This window comes from Inquilinus ginsengisoli (genome assembly GCF_031453975.1).
GTDB classification, from domain to species: domain Bacteria; phylum Pseudomonadota; class Alphaproteobacteria; order DSM-16000; family Inquilinaceae; genus Inquilinus; species Inquilinus ginsengisoli_A.
In genome coordinates this window covers 19,654-40,760 of the sequence record NZ_JAVDPW010000012.1, presented here as the reverse complement: position 1 = coordinate 40,760, position 21,107 = coordinate 19,654, and the positions used below count along the sequence as shown (strand labels likewise).

Here is a 21,107-nt window from a genome sequence, read left to right as displayed (position 1 = left end):
GACCGACGGCCCGCCTCCTTCTGCGGAGAGGCCGTCGGTCCGGTCCTTACAGCACGAAATCCGCGGCTGTCAGGCTGTGGCCGGCGATGACGTTGATCGCGAAATCGAGCTGCCGGTCGCCATTGGTGTCGGCACAGACCAGCTGCACCGCGCCGATCAGCACCACCCGCAATTCCCCGGCCTGGCCGGTCAGCGGCCCGGTCGCGGTGCTGAAGTGGAAGGCGGTGTTGCCGTTGCCGGCACTGCCGTCGGCGTCGATCGCCGACAGGTCGATCTTGTCGCCTACGGTGAAGTCGGCGATCACGTCCTTGGTCGACGCGGCCACGGTGCTGTCGCCGATCGCCAGATAGATGAAGCGGTCGTTGCCGGCGCCACCGGTCAGCCGGTCGCCGCCGGCGCCCCCCGTCAGCGCGTCATTGCCTGCCGCGCCCGACAATGCGTTGGCGCCGGCATTGCCGCCCAGCACATCGTCGTGACCCGACCCGACGAGGTTTTCGATGAGCACGAGCATGTCGCCCTCGGCGTCGCCATGGTGGCCGAGGCCATCCGCCAGGCTGACCGTCACGAAAGCAGCCGACCCTCCATAGGAGGCCGCGTCGATGTTGCCGCCCCCGTTGAGCACATCGGCCCCTGCCCCGCCATTCAGCACATCGTTCCCGGAGCTGCCATAGAGGCCGTCATTGCCGGCGCCGCCATCGAACCGGTTGTCGACGGCACTGCCGCCCATCACGTCGTCGAAGGCGGAGCCGACGAGGTTCTCGATAGACACGAGCGTGTCGTACTCGGCATCGCCGAAATGGCAGACGCCATCCGCCAGGGTGATCCTCACGCCCGCGCCTGATCCGGCGTAGGAGGCCGTGTCGACGTTGCCGCCGCCGTCGAGCGTGTCGCCCCCCGCGCCCCCCTCCAGCATGTCGTTGCCGCTGCTGCCGTAGAGATGGTCCGCGCCCTTGCCGCCGAGCAGCACATCGGCGCCGACTCTGCCGATCAGGTAGTCGGAACCCAGGCCGCCTTCGAGACGGCTGCCCGCCACGGCACTGGCCAACCAGTCGTTGAAGTCCGTGCCGGTGACGCCTTCGATGCCAATGAGCCGATCGCCGACGGCATCTCCGCCGAGGTATTTCTCAGCCTCCAGATCGACATACACCCTGATCTCGGAGTAGCGGTAGTCGGCGATGTCGAAACCATCGCCGCCGTCGAGCGTGTCTGCATCTTCGCCACCCGCGAGCGTGTCATTCCCGCTGCCGCCGTAGAGGTGGTCGGCGCCCTGGTCGCCGAAGAGTTCATCATCGTTGCCCTGGCCGAAGAGGCTGTCGGCACCCTGCCCGCCTTCCAGGAAGTTGCCACCGCCATCACCGGATATCTGATCGTCATGGTTAGAACCGATGGCGCCCTCGATGCTGGTCAATTGATCGCCCGCAGCAGTGCCACCCAGGCAGATCCCAGTCGAGAGATCAATTTCCACCCCGACGATGGAATCGCTCCAGTCACCGGCATCAAGGCCGTCACCGCCATCGAGGACATCGTTTCCCAACCCTCCGCTGAGGATGTCGGAGCCGCCATTGCCGGAGAGATGATCGTTGCCACCCAGGCCGATAAGGTAGTTATTTCCTGCGTCTCCGGCGAGAACATCGTCCCCTGCCGTGCCGATATAATCCACCAGGCTTGCGCCAGCGTGATCGAAAGACTCTAGAGTCGAATTGATCTGATCTGGAAGCCCGCCCCCATCACTACTTTTGGAAAAAACAATAGCCATCGACGCCCCCTCGTTGCCGATTATGTACGAATATTACTTCAAAATCGAAGATAGGTCTCAGAGAACACTCCCAGGACGAATAATCTCTTCTCAGAAACCGAAAATTTTCCAATCAAGAATATGATCGAGCGCAAGTTTTCTGAATTTACTAAGATTAAATCGTTAATGTGCCTCGATAGAAGCTAGTGCGATTCCCGAACCCTCGGCAAGCCGAACAATTATGGCGTTTCAGACTCATATGCCGTGAACTCGCCGGAATTGCAGCGCTCACCGGTTGGATGGCCTCTCATCCCAGATCGTCACTCCGGCCGCCGCCCGGCCACCAGCAGCCCCTCCAGCAACGCGTCGAACGCCGCCACCGCCTTGCGCGCCGTGGCCTCCGGGTCCGGGGCGTTGGCGATCCACAAAGCGGCGTGCAGCATGGCGCCGTTGACCAGGCGCGCCGTCGCCTCCGGGTCGACCGCGACGATCACCCCGTCCGCCGCCAGCCGCCGCAGCGTGTCCGCCATCGAGCGGATGCATTCGCTCTGGCCGGGCCAGGTCGAGGGGTCGCCCAGCACCGAGGGGCCGTCGCGCAGCACGATGCGCTGGATCTCGGGCTCCAGCGCCATCTCGAGATAGGCCGTGCATTCCGCCACGAAGCCGCGCCACGGGGTGTCGGCCCGGTCCGAGACCTGGTGCAGCCGCGCGCCCATCTCGGCGTCGATCTCGGCGACCACCGCCTGCAGCAGCCCCTTCTTGTCGCCGAAATGATGGTACAGCGCGCCCCGGGTCAGGCCGGCCGCGGCGGTGAAGTCGTCCATCGCGGCGTCGGCATAGCCGACCGTGCCGAAGGCGTGGCGGCCGGCGCGCACCAGCTTGGCGCGGGTTTCGGCGATCATCTCGCTGCGGGGCTTGCGGACCATGGTTCCTCTTTCACATACGCTTCGTATGTTAATTGACATACGCTGCGTATGCAACTATGTCATCTCACATACGCCGCGTATGTCAGCTATGATGGACTTCGAGGAGCCCGTGATGCCCAACCCATACCGCGAGATCTTCCAGGCCCCCGGGGCCAAGGCGTTCTCCGCCACGGGGTTCGTCGCCCGGCTGCCGCAGGCCATGATCACGCTCGGCATCGTCACCATGCTGTCGCAGACCCGCGGCGAATACTGGCTGGCCGGCGGCGTGGCCGCCACCTTCGCCCTGGCCAATGCCCTGATCGCGCCGCGGGTCTCGCGGCTGGTCGACCGCTACGGCCAGGCCCGCGTGCTGCTGCCCGCCAGCGCCGTCAGCGTCGCGGCGCTGGCCGCGCTGATGCTGGCCGCCCGCACCGGCGCGCCGGACTGGACCCTGTTCCTGTTCGCCATGGTGGCCGGGGCGATGCCGGCCATATCGGCGATGGTGCGGGCACGCTGGACCAAGCTGTACCGCGACACGCCGCAGCTGCACGCCGCCTTCGCCTTCGAATCGGTGGTCGACGAGGTGATCTACATGACCGGGCCGGTCCTCGCGATCGGCCTCAGCGTCGCCCTGTTCCCGGAGGCCGGGCCGCTGGCCGCCGCGCTGCTGCTGGCCGCCGGCGCGCTGCTGTTCGCGGCGCAGCGGTCGACCGAACCGCCGGTGCATGCGGCCGAGGCCGGACGGGGCACCACCGTCATCCGCCTGGGGTCACTGCGCATCATCGTGCTGACCCTGGCGGCGATCGGCGCGATCTTCGGCACCGCCGAGGTCACCGCCATCGCCTTTGCCGAGGCGCAGGGCCAGAAGGCCGCGGCCAGCCTGGTCCTGGCCAGTTATGCCGCCGGGTCGCTGATCGCCGGCCTGGTCTTCGGCACGCTGAAGCTGCGGGTGTCGCTGGCCGGGCAGTTCGTCCTGGCGATCGGCCTGGCGGCGCTGACCACGCTGCCCCTGCTGGTGGTCGACAGCATCCCGGTGCTGGCCGCGGTCCTGTTCCTGGCCGGCGCCGCGGTGTCGCCCACCATCATCACCGCGATGGGGCTGATCGAGCGGCTGGTGCCGCCATCGCAGCTGACCGAGGGCATCACCTGGGCGATGACCGGCATCGGCATCGGCGTGGCCTTCGGATCCTCGGTCTCGGGCTGGGTGATCGACACCTACGGCGCCCAGAGCGGCTTCCTGGTGTCGCTGGCCTCGGGCGCGCTGGCCCTGGCCATCGCCCTGTTCGGCCAGCGCTGGCTGCGCGGCGAGGCGCGGACCGCGGCGGCCCGGCAGGCGGTCGCCTGACCGCCGGCGACGTCGGCTGGGTTCGCTCTTGCGAACCCAGCAGTGGCCCGGACGGTGCGATGTTGGGTTCGCAGACCGCGAACCCAACCTACGCGGTAATGCCGTTCCAGATTACAGATGCGGCCCCAGCAGGGAGAGGTCGGCTGCGCCCAGCCGGTCCTTGGCGGTGCGCAGCTGGTGCCAGTAGGGGTACAGCACCGGCGGTGCGCTGACCTGGTCGAGGCGCTGCCGTTCCTCCGCCGTCAACACCAGCCCGGCGGCGCCGAGATTGTCCTTCAGCTGCGCCTCGGTGCGCCCGCCGATGATCACCGAGGTCACCGCCGCGCGGCCGAGCAGCCAGGCCAGCGCCACCTGGGCGCCGGAGACGCCGCGCGCCTCGGCGATCGCCACCAGCACGTCGACGATGGCCCACAGCCGGTCCTCGTCGCGGATCGGCGGCTCGCCCCAGCCGGCGAGCTGGCGGGTGCCTTCCGGCGACTGGCCGCGGCGGTGCTTGCCCGAGAGCAGGCCGCCGGCCAGCGGGCTCCACACCAGGATGCCGAGGCCCTGGTCGATCGACACCGGCACCAGCTCGTACTCCGCCTCGCGCGCCTCCAGCGTGTAGTGGATCTGCTGGCTGACGAAGCGCTGGCGCAGGGTGCGGTCGCTGACGGCCAGCGCCTTCATCAGGTGCCAGCCGGAGAAGTTCGAGGCGCCGATGTAGCGGACCTTGCCCTGGCGCACGAGGCTGTCGAGCGCGTCGATCGTCTCCTCCAGCGGGGTCAGCCCGTCCCACTGATGGACCTGGTAGAGGTCGATCACGTCGGTCTTCAGCCGCTTCAGGCTGGCCTCGCAGGCCTCGATCAGGTGGTGGCGCGACAGGCCGCGGTCGTTCGGCCCGTCGCCCATCGGGAAGCGCGCCTTGGTGGCGATCAGCACGCCGGCCTTGCGCTTGCCGCCCAGGGCCTCGCCGATGATCTCCTCCGACGCGCCGGTGGAGTAGACGTCCGCCGTGTCGATCAGGTTGACGCCGGCATCGAGGCACAGGTCGATCTGGCGCCGCGCCTCGTCCAGGCCGACATTGCCGACCTTCGAGAAGTTGCCCTTCCCGCCCATGGTCATGGTGCCGAGGGTGATGGTGGAGATCTTCAGGCCGGAACGGCCGAGCTGCCGGTATTCCATGGCGACGCCTCTCGCTGTCGGGATGCCCCAGTCCTAGACCCGTCGGTTTCAGCGTTCCAACGGAAAGATGTGATCGCATTCAGCAGCGATGGCGCTGAATAGGCCGGTGTGGTTGCGCCGCCGGGTGCGGACGGCGCGGTTGCGCCGCCGGGTGCCGGACGGCGCGATTGCGCCGCCGGGGGCAAGCCGGCCACACTGGCGGCATCGGTCCCGCCCCAGCACCCGCCGCCATGCGCTCCACCATCGCCATCCCGGTCACCGTCCACGCCACGCCCGAGGCGCTGGGCCGCGCCATCGCCCAGCGAATCCTGGGCGGGATCGAGCGTGCGGCCGAGGAGAACCGGCCCTATCTGCTGGGCTGCCCCAGCGGCCGGTCGGCCAAGCCGGTCTATGCGGCGCTGGGCGCCCTGGCCGGCATGACCCGGTTCGACCTGTCGCGCCTGGTCGTGGTGATGATGGACGAATACATGGTCGACGGGCCCGACGGCCCGGTGCCCTGCGATCCCCGGGCGCATTTCAGCTGCCGCCGCTTCGCCGAGCAGGACATCCGGGCGGTGCTGAACGCGAAGCTGCCGGGGCCGCGACAGGTGCCCGCCGCCGCCATCTGGTTCCCCGACCCGAGGCGGCCGGAGGCCTATGACCGGCGCATCCAGGAGGCCGGCGGCATCGACCTGTTCCTGCTGGCCAGCGGCGCCAGCGACGGGCATGTCGCCTTCAACCCGCCAGGCAGCCCGGCCGAGGGCGGGTCCGGCATCGTCAGGCTGGCGGAAGAGACCCGCCGCGACAACATGGAGACCTTCCCCGATTTCGCCGCCATCGCCGAGGTGCCGCGCTGGGGCCTGACCGTCGGCCTGGGCACCATCGCCGGCCTGTCGCGCGCAGCGCTGATGATCCTCCATGGCAGCCACAAGCGGCAGGCGGTGCAGCGCCTGCTGGAAAGCCGGGACTTCGAGCCGGACTGGCCGGCCACCATCCTGCACCGATGCCGCCACCCCGAGATCCATCTCGACGCCGCCGCGGCGCAGGAGGCCTCATGACCGGCGCGTCCGACGCTGCCGAGCTGGCCCGGCTGCGGGCGCTGATCCTGGCGTCGCGCGCGGTGGCCTGCGGCATGGTGCATGAGTCGGTGCCGCGGGATGCGGCGGGACAGCCGCTGCCACATGCGGTCGAACCGGACGGCTATGCCCGCCCGGCGCTGTGTTCGGCCATGCGGCGCGGCACCCAGCTGGCCTGCAGCCACAGTGCCGCGCGGCTGCCGCTGCGCCAGGCCATTGAGGCGCTGCAGGCGCGCGATGGCGCCGACGCGGCGGCGCTGGAAACCCTGCTGGAGGATTGGATCCGGCTGGACGCGGCGCTGGGCACGCTGGACCACCGCCGCTATGCCGCGGAGACGCGGCTGGCCGATGCGGTTCGGACCGGGACGGCCGGGACCGTCGACGGTGAGCGGTCGATCGCGGCGCTGGTCCAGGAGCATCGCGACCTCGCCCGAGGCCTCGATGCCCTGAAGGACCGTGTGCTTGCCGCGATAGACCGATCAGGCTGCTAGTTGAACACCGCCTCGTAGAAGCGGATGTCCTTCGCCTGCGCGATGTCGGCGGCCGCCGGCACCACCGGGTTGATGAAGACGCCCTCCATCAACCCCTTCTCGGGATGCCGGATGTTGTAGACCTGCGGCCCGAGATCGGACGCCGCCGGCGCCGTGAACAGGATCGCGAACGGATGGCGCCGCAGCAGGCCGGGCGACGCATAGGGCGACAGCCGGGCGGCGACCAGCGTGGCCTCCACCCTGCCGCCCGTGCCTTCGACCACGAAGGTGCCGCCGCGATGATCCTTGAAGTCGTCGAAGCTGAGTTCGGCAAGCATCGGGGTCGCTCCTCAGTTGCGCGGCGGGAAGATGCCTTCGAGCGCGATGATCCAGTTGATCGCCAGGTAGGGCGGCAGGATCGAGAACGGCTGGTTGTTGCCGGCCAGGCCGGTCGCACCTGCGACCGGAGCCGGGATGCTGACGGTCGGGGTGGTGCCGCTCGGCGCGTAGCTGTTGACGTCCGTCGTGCCGCCGGTGTTCGGGTCGGGGAAGTTCGCCGAGCCGAGGATCGAGGTGGCGGTGGGCGCCGACTGGCTGGTGCCGCCCACGTTGCTCGTGGCGGTCAGCTGTGAAGCAAGTGTGCCGGCCGGGTGGTTGTGGGACGGCAGGTTGTTGTTGGTCAGCGTCGTGTTCTCGGTGCCGCCGACCTGGCCGAGGACATAGGTGCTGAGGCCTGGGCCCTGGCCAGCGCCGATCGGGAACCGGCTGGCCAGGTTGGGCAGCTGGAAGGTGGTCTGGCCGTTGCCGCCATAGGTGGTGCCGAGCAGGCTGAACAGGGCGGTGTTCTGGGCGATCGACAGGATCTGGCCCCAGCAGAACGCCCAGCCGCGCGGCGCGAAGTTCGGGGCCCAGCCCATGATGGTGGCGAGATAGGCTTCCATTTCAAATGCTCCATGAAAAATGCGGATCGAAAAAACGACAGTGCTGAGACCGGCTCCGACCGCCCGAAACCGGGCGGCGGATCGGCGATTACAAAGGCAACTCAAAGCGAAATATAATAATAAGCAGTCAGATACAAACGCTGCATTATGTCATGAAGCGGCGCCAAGCCAAGAGCAAAGTTCAGCGCGCCAGCCAGCCGCCGTCGACCGGCAGGATCGTGCCGGTGACGTAGCCGCTGTGGGGCGAGGCGAAGAACAGCGCCGCTGTCGCCAGATCCTGCGGCAGGCCCCAGCGCCCGACCGGGATGCGGTCGAGGATCTGCCGGGTCCGCACCGGGTCGGCGCGCAGCGCCTCGGTGTTGTCGGTGTCCATGTAGCCCGGTGCGATGGCGTTGACGGTGATGCCCTTGGGCGCCAGCTCGTTCGCCAGCGCCTTGGTCAGCCCGGCCAGGCCGTGCTTGGCCGCGGTGTAGGACGGCACCCGGATGCCGCCCTGGAAGGACAGCACCGAGGCGACCTGGATGATCCGGCCCTGGATCCCCTGCCCGACCATGTGGCGGGCCACCGCTTGGGTCAGGAAGAAGGCGCTCTTCAGGTTCACGGTCATCACCGCGTCCCAGTCGGCCTCGCTGAACTCCAGCAGGTCGGCGCGGCGGATGATGCCGGCGTTGTTGACCAGGATGTCGATGCGGCCGAGCCGGGCGACGATGTCGCCGACCACGGCGTCGAGCCCTGAGGAGTCTTCGAGATCGCGAACGATCTCGACAAACCGTCGGCCGGCGCCGGCCACCCGCTCCGCCGTCTCCGGCATCGGGCGGGAGCCGAGGCCGGCGATGTCGGCCCCGGCCTCTGCCAGGGCCAGAGCGAGGCCCTGGCCGAGGCCGGTGCGCGCACCGGTGACCAGCGCGACCTGGCCGGTGAGGTCGAACGGCTTCGCCGTCACAGCAGGTCGCCCATGGCGACGAAGTCCATGTCGGTGAAGGCCTGGTTGTCGCCGGCCATGCTCCAGATGAAGGCATAGGCCGAGGTGCCGGCGCCGCAATGGATCGACCAGGGCGGTGACAGCACCACCTGCTCGTTGCGGATCACCAGGTGGCGGGTCGCCTCCGGCCGGCCCATGAAATGCATCACCACTGCGTCGGCCGGCAGCTCGAAGTAGAAATACGCCTCCATCCGGCGGTCATGGGTGTGCGCCGGCATGGTGTTCCAGGCGCTGCCGGTGGCCAGGCGGGTCAGGCCCATCAGCAGCTGGCAGGTCGGCAGCACCTCGGGGTGCAGGTACTGGTACAAGGTGCGGCGGTTGCAGGTCTCGGGCGCCCCCAGCTCCTTGACGATCGCCTGGGCCTTGGTGATCAGCCGCGACGGGTGGACGGCATGGGCCGGCGACGAGTTGATGTAGAACTTCGCCGGATTGGCCGGATCGACGCTGGCGAAGGCCACCGAGGCGATGCCGCGGCCGAGATAGAGGGCATCCTGCGACCCGACCTCGAACGCCGTGCCGTCGGCCGTGACCCGGCCGGGACCGCCGACATTGATCAGGCCGAGCTCGCGACGCTCCAGCAGCGTGGCGCTGCCGACCAGCTTGGCCAGGTCCTCGCCGACCGTCAGCGGCGCGTCGGTCGGCACGGCGCCCATCACCAGCACCCGGTCGTAGTGGGTGTAAGTGGCCGTCAACTGGCCCGGCACCATCAGCTGCTCGATCAGGAAATGCCGGCGCAGATCCTCGCCGTCCAGCATCTCGGCCTGTTCGTAATGCACCGCCTGTCGGGTGGTCGGGGTGTTGCTTGCCGTCATCGCCTGTCCTTCTCGCGCATTCGTCTAGCGTGTCCGGCCCACAGCGGGGTCATCGAACAGTTCGGGGTGGTCGGCCTCGATCCGCGGCAGGGCGCGCAGGATCTCGGTCAGGTGGTGCCGCATCGCCCGCTCCGCCCCATCGGCGTCTCGGGCGTCGACCGCCGCCATGATGTCCCGGTGCTGGGCGACCAGCGGCGCCATGGCGTCGCCGCCCGGCAGTGTCAGGGTGCAGATGCGGTCCATGTGCGACTTCAGGTCGGCGACCGCCACCCAGGCCATGCCGCAGCCCGCGCCCTCGGCCAGGGCGATGTGGAACAGCTCGTCATAGCGCTGGAAGTCGTGGTGGCTGCCGCGCGCCGCCACCCGGTCCTGGGCGTCGAGCAGGTCGTCGATGCGCTCGCGGCTGGCGCGGTCGAAGCCGTCGCAGGCGCGCCGCACCACCGCGACCTCGACCGATTCGCGGACGAACCGCGCCTCCATCATCCGGCGCACCGACAGCTTCACCACCACGGTGCCGCGCTGGGGCTGGATCTCGACCAGACGGGACCGGGCCAGGGCGATCAACGCCTCGCGCACCGGCTGGCGCGACACGCCGTAGCGCTGCGCGATCTCCTGCTCCGACAGCCTTGCCCCGGGCGCCAGCTCCAGCGCCATGATGGCGCGGCGCAGTTCGCGCTCCAGCCGGTGTGCGGCGGATTCGAAGCTGTGGGCGGGGTCGAGATTCACGCGGGTTCCAGGACCTCAGGTTGTCCGCCTTGCATAGCAAGCCATACTACCATACACAAGAATCCAACGACCTGCCTGGGATGGAGCCGTCGATGAGTGCGCCCCGCGATCTGGCCATTGCCTTCACCGAGGCGCGCCGCGCCGGCCGCGCCCTGCCCGAATATCCCGGCACGCTGCCGCCCGACCTGCCGACCGCCTATGCGGTGCAGGAGGAGGCGATCGGACTGTGGCCCGACACCATCATCGGCTGGAAGGTGGCCGGCATCGCCGAGACCTGGCGGCCGCGCTACGACGCGCCGCGCCTGGCCGGGCCGATCTTCGCCCGCAACGTCCGCGACGCCCGCCACGGGCCGGTCGAGACCCCGGTGATCCCCGGCGGCTTCGGCGCGGTCGAAGCCGAATTCCTGCTGCGCATCGGCCGCGACCTGCCGGCGGAAGCTAGAGCCTGGAGCGCCGAGGAGCTGCGGCCCTTCGTCGACGCGGTCCATGTCGGGATGGAGATCGCGGGCAGCCCGCTGGCGATCCTGAACGACCTGGGGCCCGGCGCCGTGGCCAGCGATTTCGGCAACAACGCCGGCATGGTGATCGGGCCCGAGATCGCGGATTGGGACAGCAAGCCGCCCTCGGGCTGGACCGTGCGGATGCGGGTGGACGGCGCGGTGATCGGCGAGGGCAGCGCCGCCCGCGTCGCCGGCGGCCCCTTCGCCGCCCTCGCCTTCCTGGTCGAGCACCTCGCCCGGCGTGGCCGGTCGCTGCCGGTCGGCAGCTGGGTGTCGACCGGCATGACCACCGGCGTGCACGACGTGGTGCCGGGCGCCCGGGCCCACGCCGAGTTCGACGGCGTGGGCGTGGTCGAGACGCTGATGACCGCGGTCGGCGGCTGAGGCCGCCGGGACCCGAGAATCCCGGAAGACGACCTGCTGGGACGCGAAGACAGCGCGGCCGCCAGGATCCATACTGCGTCCCGATGATCCACCATGAGGACATCGGCGATGCTGCCCGATATCGCGGCCCCCCTGCCGACGGCACTGACGTCGAACGGCCATGACCTGGATTGCGGCCCGGCGCGGCTGGGTTGGCTGACGCCGAGCGACCCGGGCGACGACCTCGCAACCCTGCGGGCGCGCTACGAGGCCGACGGCTATCTCTGGCTCAAATCGCTGCTGCCGCGCCCGGCGGTGCTGGAATTCCGTCGCCACGTCTTCGCGCAGTTCGCCGAGTTCGGCCTGCTCGCCGCCGGCTCCGATCCGGTGGAAGGCCGCGCCTCCGACCGCCCATCCGACGCCGCCTCCCGCAGCCGGATGATGGAGCTGGTGCGGTCGGCCGCCTTCGAATCCTTCTGCCTGACGCCGGAGCTGTGGCGCTTCATCGACCGGCTGATCGGCGGCATGAGCACCCTGCACAAGCGCAAGATCCTGCGCTTCACCCGGCCAGGCGACCCGGCTGCCACCGGGGCGCATTACGACCTGATCTATCTGCGCGCCGGCACCGATCGGCTGGTCACGGCCTGGATCCCGATCGGCGACGTGCCGGTGCGGATGGGCGGGCTGCTCTACCTCGAAGGCTCGCACCGGCTGGGCCGCACCATGGAGGCGGAGTTCGCGCTGAAGAATGCGGAGCTGTCGCCGGAGGAGCGGATCAGCGCCTACAACCGCAACATGACCGAGACCGGCTGGATCTCGAAGAACCTGCCCGAGATGGCGGAGCGCTTCGCCACGCGCTGGCTGGCCGCCGACTACACTGCCGGCGACGTGGTGCTGCACAGCCCCTACATGATCCACGCCGCGACCCGCAACGACGACCCGGACGGAATCATGCGCCTGTCGGCCGACATCCGCTTCCAGGACGTGCGCGACGAGGCCGACCCGCGCTGGGGCCGGCACTGGGCCACCGATGACGGGCTGTGATCAGGCGCGGTCCCAGGGCGGGATGCCGCGGAAGGCCTCGGCCAGGAAGTCGACCATCACCCGGACTTTGGCGCTGAGGTGCCGGCGGCTGGGATAGACCGCAAGCACGTCGATGTCGGGCATGCGGTGGCCCGGCAGCAGCGGTATCAGCCGGCCCTGACGCAGGTCGTCGCCGATCAGGAAGGTCGGCTGCCAGATGACGCCGAGCCCCGCCAGCGCCGCGGCGCGGACGGTGTCGCCGTTGTTGCTGTGCATGACGCAGGGCACCTTCACCGCATGCGGCCGGCCGGAGCCGTCGACCAGGTGCCATTCGTCGGCCGTGGCGGCGCCGCTGTAGCCGACGCAGTCGTGGCCCAGGAGGTCGGCCGGGACCGCGGGCGCGCCGCGGCGGGCGATGTAGTCGGGCGAGGCGCAGACGATGTTGCGCGAGGCGGCGAGCTTGCGGCCCACCAGGGCCTGCGACCCGACCCGCGAAATCCGGACCGCCAAATCGTAGCCCTCGCCCACCAGGTCGACGACACGGTCGATCAGGTCGACATCCAGCTCGATCTCCGGGTAGCGCGCCAGGAAGCGCGGCCACAGCGGCGCCAGGTGCAGCATGCCGAAGCTGAGCGGCGCGTTGAGGCGCAGCCGGCCGCGCGGGCTGAGCGCGGCGGAGGAGGCGATCGCCTCCGTCTCCGCCACCTCGTCGAGAATCCCCCGGGCCCGTTCGACCAGCGCCTCGCCCGCCTCGGTCAGCGACAGCCGGCGCGAGCTGCGGTTGAGCAGGCGGGTGGCGAGATGCGCCTCCAGCTCGTTGACGTAGCGGGTGACATTGGCCGGCGAGGTGTCGAGCGTTTCGGCGGCACGGGTGAAGCTGCCCTTCGCCACCACCGCGACAAACACCTCATAGGCGCGCAGCCGGTCCATTCACGTTTCATCATTCAGGAAAGCTGAATGATGCTAGCATGATCCCTGCCTTCCTCCCAGGTTTCCTGTTGCATATGTTTCGGACGACAGCGAGCCGCGGGCCCGCCCTGACCACAGGAGATCCGGAAATGAATCGTCTCGAAACCAAGGTCGCGATCGTCACCGGCGCCAGCGCCGGCATCGGCCGCGCCACCGCCAGGCTGTTCGCCGCCGAAGGCGCCAAGGTCGTGGTCGGCGCCCGCCGCGACGCCGAGCTGGCGACCCTGGTCGCGGAGATCGCGGCCGCAGGCGGCCAGGCCGTGGCGCTGGCCGGCGACGTCCGCTCCGAAGACTACGCCAAGGCGCTGGTGGCGCTGGCGGTGGAGCGCTTCGGCCGACTCGACGTCGCCTTCAACAACGCCGGCACGCTGGGCGAGATGGGCGCCAGCACCGGCGTGTCCGAGGCCGGGTGGAGCGACACCGTCGCCATCAACCTGACCGGCGCCTTCCTGGGCGCCAAGCACCAGATCGCCGAGATGGTGAAGCGGGGCGGCGGGTCGGTGATCTTCACCTCGACCTTCGTCGGCCACACCTTCTCCTTCCCCGGCGTCGCCGCCTATGCCGCCAGCAAATCCGGGCTGATCGGCCTGACCCAGGCGCTGGCCGCCGAATTCGGCCCGCAGGCCGTGCGCGTCAACGCGGTGCTGCCCGGCGCGGTCGACACCGACATGTACCGCACGGCGAACGGCACGCCGGAGGCGCGCGAGCATCTGAGCAGCCTGCATGCCCTGAAGCGCGTCGGCACGCCGGAGGAGATCGCCCGGTCGGTGCTGTACTTGGCCTCCGACGATTCGTCCTTCGTCACCGGCACCGCGTCGCTGGTCGATGGCGGCATCTCGATCGCCCGGGGCTGAGCCGGAGGCGGCGGGGTGAGGGGCGGGACCGGCGTCCCGACCCTCACCCCGCCCCGCGATGGGTGATGCGGAACTGCCGGGGCGGCATCGCGAAGTGCCGGCTGAAGGCCTCGTAGAAGCGGGAGGCGGAGCCGAAGCCCGCCTCGAAGGCGATCGAGACGATGTCGGTGTCGGTCGAGAGCAGCAGCGCCTGGGCGACATAGAGGCGCTGGCGGGTGATGTAGCCGCCGATGGTCATGCCCAGGCTGTCGCGGAAGATCGCCATGGCGTAGTTCGGATGCAGGCAGACCGACGCCGCCACATCGGCCACCGCGATCGGCTCGGTCGCCCGCGCCGCGATGAAGCCCGCCATCGCCCAGACCTTCTCGTGCCGGCCGTCACCCCGGGCGCCGGCGTCGCTGGTGTCGGACAGCACCTGCCAGCCGCACAGGTCGCTGCGCCGCAGCCGCTGCTCGATCTCCTGGCGCACCAGCGCCGTGATCGCATCGTCGCCCCGGCGCAGCTCCGCGTGCCAGTGCTGGAACTGCGCCGCGTCGAAGGGCAGCGCCGCCTGGTCGCCGATCATGCCGCCGCCGAGCACGGCGCTCTTCAGCCGCGACCCCAGGGCCGCGCTCAGGAACATCTCGATCGGCAGGTACAGGCAGACGAAGCTGGCCGGGCTCGAGACCTCGATCGCCTGGTGCGGGATGGCGCCCCAGAAGAACACGAAATCGCCGGCCCCGATCGTCACCCGGCGGCCGTTGAACAGGTAGGTCATGGCGCCTTCGAGCATGTAGTTCAGCTCGATCTGGCTGTGCTGGTGGGCGTGGCGCATGACCAGGACCTGCCGCCGCGCGTCGGCGCTGACGATGCGTTCCGACAGGCCCGGAAGCCTGGGTATGCGTGCGGTCGCGGTTCGGCTCATCGGATGCCTTAGGATCCAGGAACAATCTGCCACTTATCCGGACGACATGCGGAAATATCGGATTCATACTCCCTGCGCAACATGGCGATAAGCCCCGCGGAGAGGGTTCGACCTTCCGCCCGCGGGCCCGTTCGTCCCAACGAGACACGAGGGAGGAGATCATGAGTGGCTTCGGCAGGATCGCCGGAATTCTCATCGGCACCGTCGCGCTGGGGCTGGCCGCGGCCGGGCCGGCGCTGGCGCAATCGGACCTGAAGGGCGAGATCACGGTCTGGAGCTGGAATGTCGCGGCGACGGCCCTGAAATCCGTGGTCCCCGACTTCAACAAGGCTTATCCGAACGTCAAGGTGACGGTCGAGGATCTGGGCAACCAGCCGGTCTACGACCGCGGCCTGGCCGGCTGCTCGGCCGGCGGCGTCAACATGCCGGACGTCTATTCGGTCGAGAACCATGAATCCTCGGTGTTCTGGGCCCGCTTCCCGGATTGCTTCGCAGACCTGAAGACGCTGGACCCGAAGGAGGCCGACCTCCTCGCCAAGTTCCCCAAGTTCAAGCTCACGGAGCTGACCGTCGGCGACAAGATCTACGCCATGCCCTGGGATTCCGGCCCGGCCGTGGTGTTCTACCGCCGCGACATGTACGAGGCCGCGGGCGTCGACCCGGCCAAGATCGCGACCTGGGACGATTTCATCGCCGCCGGCAAGGCGGTGCAGGCCAAGGCCGGCCCCGACGTGAAGTTCGTCTCGAACAACACCGATTCGATCAGCACGACCTGGTTCCGTATCCTGGCCAACCAGGCCGGCTGCGCCTATTTCGACGAGACCGGCGAGAATGTCACGGTCAATCAGGCCGGCTGCGTCCAGGCGCTGGAGACGGTGAAGAAGATCTCCGACGCCGACCTGTTCCTCAACGCCGGCTGGGACGGCAGCCTGCAGGCGATCAAGGCCAACCGGCTGGCCAGTTCGGTCTACGGCGCCTGGTACGAGGGCTCGGTCCGCGGCAACGCGCCGGAGCTGAGCGGCAAATGGGGCGTCTTCCAACTGCCCGCCTTCGCCGCCGGCGGCAACCGCGCCGCCAATATCGGCGGCTCGTCCCTCGCCATCCCGGCCTCCTCGAAGAACCCGCAGGCGGCCCTGGCCTTCATCAACTTCGCGCTCGGCCGGCCGGACAGCCAGATCACCCAGCTCAAGGCCTCGGGCCTGGTGCCGACCCTGCCGGAGGCGATCAACGATCCCTACATCCAGCAGCCCCAGCCCTACTGGGGCGGCCAGAAGGTCTGGGAGGTGGTGCTGGCCACCCTGTCGCAGATCAAGCCGGCGCGCGGCACCCAATATTTCGCCGAGGCCGACGGCATCGCCGACGGCATCCTGCTGGCCTACATGAAGGGCAACGGCAAATCGGCCAAGGAGACCCTGGACGAGGCGGCCGAGCAGATCTCCGCCGCGACCGGCCTTCCCGTCGCCGAGTGACGTGATGGGAACCGCCACCCGAGCCGGCATCCAGGCCCCGCGGACACCCGGGGCCTCAGCCGCCGTTCCATTGGATATCCGGGGCGGGTGGCGGCGCCGGCGGCACGCACTGGCGCCGTACTGGTTCCTGTTGCCCTATTTCCTGGTCTTCGCCGTGTTCTGGTGCTGGCCGATCATCGATTCGGCACTGCTGTCGCTGCAGAACACGCGGGTCAATCCCTGGGGCTGGAACCTCGCGGTCAACTGGCGGCGGTTGTGGGTCGACCGCGCCTTCCACGCGGCGCTGGGAAACACGCTGACCATCATGGCGATCCAGGTGCCGGTGATGCTGACACTCGCGACGTTGCTGGCCGTGGCCCTGAACTCGCCGCTGCTGAAGCTGCGGCCGATCTACCGCTTCGCCTTCTTCGCCCCGGTGGTGGTCAGCGACGCGGCCTATTCCGCGGTGTTCCGGGTGCTGTTCAACGGCCAGTTCGGCGCCGTCAACCACGCCTTCGCGGCGCTCGGCCTGCCCACCGTCGAATGGCTGCAGGACCCGAACGCGATGCTGTCCACCGTCATGGTGGCGATGACCTGGCGCTGGACCGGCTACAACGCCATCATCCTGCTGGCCGGGCTGCAGTCGATCCCGCGCGACCTGTACGAGGCGGCGGCGATCGACGGTGCCACCCCGTTCGACCGCTTCTTCCGCATCACCCTGCCGCTGCTGAAGCCGATCCTGATCTTCTGCCTGGTGCTGTCGGTGATCGGCACCACGCAGCTGTTCACCGAGCCCTGGCTGATCACCGACCGCGGCGGGCCGGGCGGCGGCGCCGAGACCCTCGGCACCTACCTGTACAAGCAGGGTTTCGTCAGCATGAACTTCGGCTATGCCGCGGCGATCGCCTACACCATCGCGGGCATGGCGGCGGTGCTGGCGGCGCTCAACCTGGTGCTCACCCGCGGCAAGCAGGCCTGAGGAGGCAACGATGATGCTCCGCACCATCGGATCGCGCCGGCGCTGGGGCAGCTGGCTGCTCACCGGCGGCCTGGCGCCCGTGGCCCTTCTGTGGCTGGCGCCGCTCTACCTGATGGGCGTGTTCGCCACCCTGCCGGACTACGCCATCTTCTCGCCGGATCTGCCGCTGACCCCCGGCGGCAACTTCCTCGAGAACTGGGCCTTCCTCGACGACACGGCCAATTTCGGCCGGGCGATGCTGAACTCGATCGGCATCGCCACCGTCTCGGCGGCGCTGTCGCTGCTCTTGACCAGCATGGCCGGCTACGCCTTCGCCCGGTTCAAATTCATCGGCAAGCAGGTGGCCTTCAGCCTGCTGGTCGCGACCCTGACCGTGCCCTATGCCGTGCTGATCGTGCCGCAATACGTGCTGGTGGCGCGCGACCTGGCGCTGTCCAACACCTGGATCGCGGTGATCGTGCCGCCGCTGTGCCATTCGATCGGCGTGCTGTTCATGCGCCAGACCTTCCTGTCGCTGCCGCAGGAGCTGCTGGACGCCGCCCGCATCGACGGCGCGCGCGAGGGCCGGATCTTCTTCTCCATCGCCCTGCCGCTGGTGCGGCCCAGCATGGCGGCGCTGGCGATCATCCTGTTCCTGGCCTCCTGGAACAACTATCTGTGGCCGTTGCTGGTCGCGACCGAGTCGGGGGCCCGCACCGCGCCGGTGGCGCTGGGCAGCCTGATCGGCCTCAACGTCGTGCCCTGGGGCGCCTTGATGGTCGGGGCCACGCTGCTGACCCTGCCGATGATCGTAGTCTTCATCTTCCTGCAGCGCTATTTCGTCGCCGGCATCACCGCCGGCGCGGTGAAGTAGCGCCCCACCCTTCGCTCCTGACGAGGCTGTGTCATGCTCGGCGTCTGCTACTACCCGGAACATTGGCCCGAAGACTGGTGGGCGGACGACGCCCGCCGCATGCGCGAGGTCGGCATCAGCTTCGTCCGCATCGCCGAATTCGCCTGGTCGCGGATCGAGCCGGAGCCGGGGCGGTTCGACTGGGGCTGGCTGGACCGGGCGATCGACACGCTGGGCGCCGCCGGGCTGAAGGTGGTGATGTGCACGCCGACGGCGACGCCGCCGAAATGGCTGGTCGACAAGCACCCGGACATCCTGCCGGTGGACGAGGACGGCCGGGTCCGCGGCTTCGGCTCGCGCCGCCACACCAGCTTCTCGAGCCGGACCTGGTTGCGCGAGAGCGCCCGCATCACCGAGGCGGTGGCGCGGCGTTACGGCGGCCATGACGCGGTCGCCGGCTGGCAGACCGACAACGAGTTCGGCTGCCACGACACCGTGCTGTCCTACGGGCCGGAGGACGTCGCCGCCTTCCGCGACTGGCTGCGCCGCCGCTACCAGACGCCGGACGCGCTGAACCAGGCCTGGGGCAACGTGTTCTGGTCGATGGAGGTGGCCGGCTTCGGCGAGATCGAGGCGCCGGTGGCGGCGGTGACCGAGACCAACCCGGCGGCGCGGCTGGACTACTGGCGCTTCGCCTCGGACCAGGTCGCCGCCTACAACCGGATGCAGGTCGAGATCATCCGCAAGCATTCGCCGGGGCGCTTCGTCACCCACAACTTCATGGGCTTCTTCCAGGATTTCGACCACTGGCCGCTGGGCGAGGACCTCGACGTCGCGTCCTGGGACAGCTACCCGCTGGGCACGCTGGAGAAGATCGCGGCCGACGACGACGAGCGGGCGCGCTGGGCCCGCACCTCGCATCCCGACTTGGCGCCGTTCAACCATGACCTGTACCGCGCGGTCGGCCGCGGCCGCTGGTGGGTGATGGAGCAGCAGCCCGGCCCGGTGAACTGGGCCGCCTGGAATCCGGTGCCCAAGCCCGGCATGGTCCGGCTGTGGAGCTGGGAGGCGCTGGCCCATGGCGCCGAGGTCGTCAGCTATTTCCGCTGGCGGCAATGCCCCTACGCGCAGGAGCAGATGCATGCCGGGCTGAACCGGCCCGACCGCAAGCTGTCGCCGGGCGGCGAGGAGGCGACGGAGGTCGGGGCGGAGCTGGCCCGCATCGGCGCCCTGCCCGCCTCGGCCGCGGCCCCGGTGGCGCTGGTGTTCGACTACGAGACCGCCTGGATCACCCGGATCCAGCCGCAGGGCCGCGACTTCCGCTACACCGACCTGGTGTTCCGCTGGTACGAGGCGATCCGGCGCCTGGGCCTGGATGTCGACATCGTCCGCCCCGGCGCTTCGCTGGCCGGCTACAAGGCGGTGGTGGTGCCGTCGCTGGCGCATGTGTCGGAGGCGGCGCGCCATGCCTTCGCCGCGACCGACGCCGTCACCCTGTTCGGTCCGCGCAGCGGCGCCAAGACCCGCGACTTCCGCATCCCCGACGAGCTGCCGCCGGGGCCGCTGCAGGAGTTGCTGGCGCTGAAGGTCACCCAGGTCGCGTCGCTGCGCCCGAACCTGGCCGAGCCGGTCGAGGGCGCCGGCCTGTCGGGCCATGTCCGGCGCTGGCGCGAATGGCTGGAGACCGACCTGCCGGTGCTGGCCCGCTACGCCGACGGCGAACCGGCCCTGGTCGGCGACGGCAGGCGCTTCTACCTCGCCGGCTGGCCGGACGCGGAGCTGCTGCACGGCGCGATGGCCGACCTGCTGCACCGCGCCGGGCTTGAGGTGGTGGAGCTGCCGGAGGGGGTGCGCCTGCGCCGCCGCGGCGGCCTGACCTTCGGCTTCAACTACGGCGATGCCGACTGGGCGGCGCCGGTGCAGGATGCCGGGCGCTACCTGCTGGGCGGACCGGTGGTGCCGCCGCAGGGCGTGGCCTGCTGGCGGGCCGAGTGAGAGGCCAGGGGGAAACAGGATGATCTACGGCACGATCCCCGGCGTCGCGACGCCGGTGGCCCGGATGGTGATGGGCGTCGACAACCAGGACGACCTGACCCGGGCGGCGCCCCTGTTCGACGACTACATCGAGCGCGGCGGCAACTGCTTCGACACCGCCCGGGTCTACATGCGCGGCGGCTGCGAGACGCTGTTCGGCGAGTACCTCACGAAAAGCGGTGTGCGCGACCGCATCGTCCTGATCGGCAAGGGTGCGCACACTCCGAACTGCACGCCGGAGGCCGCGCGGAGCCAGCTGGAGCAGAGCCTCGAGGCGCTGCGCACCGACCGCGTCGACATCTACTTCCTGCACCGCGACAACCTCGAGGTGCCGGTCGGCGAGTTCGTCGACGTGCTCGACGCGCTGCACCGCGAGGGACGGATCGGCGTGTTCGGCGGCTCGAACTGGAGCCTGGAGCGTTTCCGGGCGGCCAATGACTATGCGAAGCGCACCGGCAAGACCGGCTTCACGGTGCTGAGCAACAACCTGGCCCTGGCCCGCATGGTCGAACCGGTCTGGGCCGGCTGCGTCTCGGCCCGCGACCCGGAGTGGCTGCGCCATCTGGAGGACAGCGGCACGGCGCTGTTCGCCTGGTCCTCGACCGCGCGCGGCTTCTTCACCGAGCGCGGCGACCCCGGCCTGCGCGACGATGCCGAGATGGTGCGGGCCTGGCACGCCGAGGACAATTTCGAGCGCCGCCGCCGCGCCATCGCCCTGGCCGCGGCCAAGGGCACCAACCCGGTGCAGATCGCCATGGCCTGGGTGCTGTCGCAGCCCTTCGCCACCTTCGCCCTGTCCGGCCCGCGCTCGATCGAGGAGAGCCGGCGCAACATCGAAGGCCTGTCCGCCGATCTGACCGAGGCCGAGCGCGACTGGCTGGATTTGCGCCGGGACACGCTGTAGGGCCAAGCCGACCTTCCTCATCTGTCATTGCCCGGCTTGACCGGGCAATCCAGGGGCCACCAAGAGCCGCTCTGGCCGCCCCTGGATGCCACGGTCAAGCCGTGGCATGACATTTGGGGGGATACGCGATGCGTAGGTTGGGTTCGCGGCACGCGAACCCAACCT

21 protein-coding genes are annotated in these 21,107 nt (G+C 69.6%); 11 read left to right on the top strand and 10 right to left on the bottom strand.

Annotation, left to right across the window (positions count from 1 at the left end; genetic code table 11):
• Positions 1 to 46: 46 nt before the first annotated feature.
• Both E9232_RS29575 and E9232_RS29570 read right to left on the bottom strand, forming a co-directional pair.
• Positions 47 to 1,756: a calcium-binding protein gene (locus E9232_RS29575; protein ID WP_309800359.1), complete on the bottom strand. Its 1,710-nt coding sequence runs from the start codon at positions 1,754 to 1,756 to the stop codon at positions 47 to 49.
• Positions 1,757 to 2,055: 299 nt separating this feature from the next.
• Complete coding sequence (locus E9232_RS29570) at positions 2,056 to 2,661, bottom strand: TetR/AcrR family transcriptional regulator (protein WP_309800358.1); 606 nt, start codon at positions 2,659 to 2,661, stop codon at positions 2,056 to 2,058.
• A gap of 112 nt (positions 2,662 to 2,773) precedes the next feature.
• On the opposite strand from E9232_RS29570, the gene E9232_RS29565 reads away from it, so the two are divergent.
• A complete protein-coding gene (locus E9232_RS29565; protein ID WP_309800357.1) occupies positions 2,774 to 3,985 on the top strand; it encodes an MFS transporter in 1,212 nt (403 codons plus the stop codon).
• A gap of 111 nt (positions 3,986 to 4,096) precedes the next feature.
• Here E9232_RS29565 and E9232_RS29560 read toward each other — a convergent pair whose 3' ends face one another.
• Positions 4,097 to 5,146, bottom strand: a complete 1,050-nt coding sequence (locus E9232_RS29560) for an aldo/keto reductase (protein WP_309800356.1) — start codon at positions 5,144 to 5,146, stop codon at positions 4,097 to 4,099.
• Positions 5,147 to 5,376: 230 nt separating this feature from the next.
• On the opposite strand from E9232_RS29560, the gene E9232_RS29555 reads away from it, so the two are divergent.
• Together E9232_RS29555 and E9232_RS29550 are read left to right on the top strand one after the other, a co-directional pair.
• Positions 5,377 to 6,183, top strand: a complete 807-nt coding sequence (locus tag E9232_RS29555; RefSeq protein WP_309800355.1) for a 6-phosphogluconolactonase — start codon at positions 5,377 to 5,379, stop codon at positions 6,181 to 6,183.
• Positions 6,180 to 6,692, top strand: a complete 513-nt coding sequence (locus tag E9232_RS29550) for a hypothetical protein (RefSeq protein ID WP_309800354.1) — start codon at positions 6,180 to 6,182, stop codon at positions 6,690 to 6,692. The genes E9232_RS29555 and E9232_RS29550 overlap by 4 nt, the downstream gene beginning before the upstream one ends.
• Here the strand turns inward: E9232_RS29550 and E9232_RS29545 are convergent.
• The 5 genes from E9232_RS29545 to E9232_RS29525 all read right to left on the bottom strand — a co-directional run bounded on the left by E9232_RS29545 (position 6,689) and on the right by E9232_RS29525 (position 10,132).
• On the bottom strand, positions 6,689 to 7,009 hold the full coding sequence (locus E9232_RS29545; protein ID WP_309800353.1) for a DUF6916 family protein: 321 nt from the start codon (positions 7,007 to 7,009) through the stop codon (positions 6,689 to 6,691). The genes E9232_RS29550 and E9232_RS29545 overlap by 4 nt on opposite strands.
• 12 nt (positions 7,010 to 7,021) lie before the next feature.
• Positions 7,022 to 7,612 carry a phage tail protein gene (locus tag E9232_RS29540; RefSeq protein WP_309800352.1) on the bottom strand — a complete coding sequence of 197 codons (591 nt, stop codon included), beginning with the start codon at positions 7,610 to 7,612 and terminating at the stop codon, positions 7,022 to 7,024.
• 181 nt (positions 7,613 to 7,793) lie between these two features.
• Complete coding sequence (gene kduD, locus E9232_RS29535) at positions 7,794 to 8,555, bottom strand: 2-dehydro-3-deoxy-D-gluconate 5-dehydrogenase KduD (RefSeq protein ID WP_309800351.1); 762 nt, start codon at positions 8,553 to 8,555, stop codon at positions 7,794 to 7,796.
• Positions 8,552 to 9,406: a 5-dehydro-4-deoxy-D-glucuronate isomerase gene (gene kduI, locus E9232_RS29530; protein ID WP_309800350.1), complete on the bottom strand. Its 855-nt coding sequence runs from the start codon at positions 9,404 to 9,406 to the stop codon at positions 8,552 to 8,554. The genes kduD and kduI overlap by 4 nt, the downstream gene beginning before the upstream one ends.
• Before the next feature lie 24 nt (positions 9,407 to 9,430).
• Positions 9,431 to 10,132 carry a GntR family transcriptional regulator gene (locus tag E9232_RS29525; protein WP_309800349.1) on the bottom strand — a complete coding sequence of 234 codons (702 nt, stop codon included), beginning with the start codon at positions 10,130 to 10,132 and terminating at the stop codon, positions 9,431 to 9,433.
• Between the two features lie 92 nt (positions 10,133 to 10,224).
• On the opposite strand from E9232_RS29525, the gene E9232_RS29520 reads away from it, so the two are divergent.
• Together E9232_RS29520 and E9232_RS29515 are read left to right on the top strand one after the other, a co-directional pair.
• Entirely contained in the window at positions 10,225 to 11,016 is a 792-nt protein-coding gene (locus E9232_RS29520) for a 2-keto-4-pentenoate hydratase (RefSeq protein ID WP_309800347.1), read from the top strand.
• Positions 11,017 to 11,124: 108 nt separating this feature from the next.
• The gene (locus E9232_RS29515; protein WP_309800346.1) at positions 11,125 to 12,039 is read left to right on the top strand and encodes a phytanoyl-CoA dioxygenase family protein; all 915 of its coding nucleotides are present in this window, start codon (positions 11,125 to 11,127) and stop codon (positions 12,037 to 12,039) included.
• Here E9232_RS29515 and E9232_RS29510 read toward each other — a convergent pair whose 3' ends face one another.
• Positions 12,040 to 12,948: a LysR family transcriptional regulator gene (locus E9232_RS29510; RefSeq protein ID WP_309800343.1), complete on the bottom strand. Its 909-nt coding sequence runs from the start codon at positions 12,946 to 12,948 to the stop codon at positions 12,040 to 12,042.
• A gap of 128 nt (positions 12,949 to 13,076) precedes the next feature.
• Between E9232_RS29510 and E9232_RS29505 the strand changes: the two genes are divergently transcribed.
• On the top strand, positions 13,077 to 13,841 hold the full coding sequence (locus E9232_RS29505) for an SDR family oxidoreductase (RefSeq protein ID WP_309800342.1): 765 nt from the start codon (positions 13,077 to 13,079) through the stop codon (positions 13,839 to 13,841).
• Between the two features lie 43 nt (positions 13,842 to 13,884).
• Here E9232_RS29505 and E9232_RS29500 read toward each other — a convergent pair whose 3' ends face one another.
• Positions 13,885 to 14,745: a helix-turn-helix domain-containing protein gene (locus tag E9232_RS29500; protein WP_309800339.1), complete on the bottom strand. Its 861-nt coding sequence runs from the start codon at positions 14,743 to 14,745 to the stop codon at positions 13,885 to 13,887.
• 161 nt (positions 14,746 to 14,906) lie between these two features.
• On the opposite strand from E9232_RS29500, the gene E9232_RS29495 reads away from it, so the two are divergent.
• Genes E9232_RS29495 through E9232_RS29475 form a run of 5 tightly spaced genes read left to right on the top strand, consistent with a single transcriptional unit; the run spans position 14,907 to position 20,942 of the window.
• Entirely contained in the window at positions 14,907 to 16,214 is a 1,308-nt protein-coding gene (locus E9232_RS29495; protein WP_309800337.1) for an ABC transporter substrate-binding protein, read from the top strand.
• A gap of 4 nt (positions 16,215 to 16,218) precedes the next feature.
• Positions 16,219 to 17,172 carry a carbohydrate ABC transporter permease gene (locus E9232_RS29490; protein ID WP_309800335.1) on the top strand — a complete coding sequence of 318 codons (954 nt, stop codon included), beginning with the start codon at positions 16,219 to 16,221 and terminating at the stop codon, positions 17,170 to 17,172.
• Positions 17,173 to 17,182: 10 nt separating this feature from the next.
• Complete coding sequence (locus tag E9232_RS29485) at positions 17,183 to 18,025, top strand: carbohydrate ABC transporter permease (RefSeq protein ID WP_309800333.1); 843 nt, start codon at positions 17,183 to 17,185, stop codon at positions 18,023 to 18,025.
• 33 nt (positions 18,026 to 18,058) lie between these two features.
• Positions 18,059 to 19,999, top strand: a complete 1,941-nt coding sequence (locus E9232_RS29480) for a beta-galactosidase (protein WP_309800332.1) — start codon at positions 18,059 to 18,061, stop codon at positions 19,997 to 19,999.
• Between the two features lie 19 nt (positions 20,000 to 20,018).
• Positions 20,019 to 20,942, top strand: coding sequence for an aldo/keto reductase (locus E9232_RS29475; protein WP_309800330.1), 924 nt, complete (start codon positions 20,019 to 20,021; stop codon positions 20,940 to 20,942).
• The last annotated feature ends 165 nt before the right edge of the window (positions 20,943 to 21,107 follow it).

Coding starts and splice junctions, on each gene's coding strand:
- E9232_RS29545 (WP_309800353.1), bottom strand. CDS start 7,009: ATGCTTGCCGAACTCAGCTTCGACGACTTCAAGGATCATCGCGGCGGC.
- E9232_RS29560 (WP_309800356.1), bottom strand. CDS start 5,146: ATGGAATACCGGCAGCTCGGCCGTTCCGGCCTGAAGATCTCCACCATC.
- E9232_RS29490 (WP_309800335.1), top strand. CDS start 16,219: ATGGGAACCGCCACCCGAGCCGGCATCCAGGCCCCGCGGACACCCGGG.
- E9232_RS29550 (WP_309800354.1), top strand. CDS start 6,180: ATGACCGGCGCGTCCGACGCTGCCGAGCTGGCCCGGCTGCGGGCGCTG.
- E9232_RS29505 (WP_309800342.1), top strand. CDS start 13,077: ATGAATCGTCTCGAAACCAAGGTCGCGATCGTCACCGGCGCCAGCGCC.
- E9232_RS29510 (WP_309800343.1), bottom strand. CDS start 12,948: ATGGACCGGCTGCGCGCCTATGAGGTGTTTGTCGCGGTGGTGGCGAAG.
- E9232_RS29555 (WP_309800355.1), top strand. CDS start 5,377: ATGCGCTCCACCATCGCCATCCCGGTCACCGTCCACGCCACGCCCGAG.
- E9232_RS29485 (WP_309800333.1), top strand. CDS start 17,183: ATGATGCTCCGCACCATCGGATCGCGCCGGCGCTGGGGCAGCTGGCTG.
- E9232_RS29480 (WP_309800332.1), top strand. CDS start 18,059: ATGCTCGGCGTCTGCTACTACCCGGAACATTGGCCCGAAGACTGGTGG.
- E9232_RS29575 (WP_309800359.1), bottom strand. CDS start 1,756: ATGGCTATTGTTTTTTCCAAAAGTAGTGATGGGGGCGGGCTTCCAGAT.
- E9232_RS29515 (WP_309800346.1), top strand. CDS start 11,125: ATGCTGCCCGATATCGCGGCCCCCCTGCCGACGGCACTGACGTCGAAC.
- E9232_RS29520 (WP_309800347.1), top strand. CDS start 10,225: ATGAGTGCGCCCCGCGATCTGGCCATTGCCTTCACCGAGGCGCGCCGC.
- E9232_RS29565 (WP_309800357.1), top strand. CDS start 2,774: ATGCCCAACCCATACCGCGAGATCTTCCAGGCCCCCGGGGCCAAGGCG.
- E9232_RS29495 (WP_309800337.1), top strand. CDS start 14,907: ATGAGTGGCTTCGGCAGGATCGCCGGAATTCTCATCGGCACCGTCGCG.
- kduI (WP_309800350.1), bottom strand. CDS start 9,406: ATGACGGCAAGCAACACCCCGACCACCCGACAGGCGGTGCATTACGAA.
- E9232_RS29500 (WP_309800339.1), bottom strand. CDS start 14,745: ATGAGCCGAACCGCGACCGCACGCATACCCAGGCTTCCGGGCCTGTCG.
- E9232_RS29570 (WP_309800358.1), bottom strand. CDS start 2,661: ATGGTCCGCAAGCCCCGCAGCGAGATGATCGCCGAAACCCGCGCCAAG.
- E9232_RS29540 (WP_309800352.1), bottom strand. CDS start 7,612: ATGGAAGCCTATCTCGCCACCATCATGGGCTGGGCCCCGAACTTCGCG.
- E9232_RS29475 (WP_309800330.1), top strand. CDS start 20,019: ATGATCTACGGCACGATCCCCGGCGTCGCGACGCCGGTGGCCCGGATG.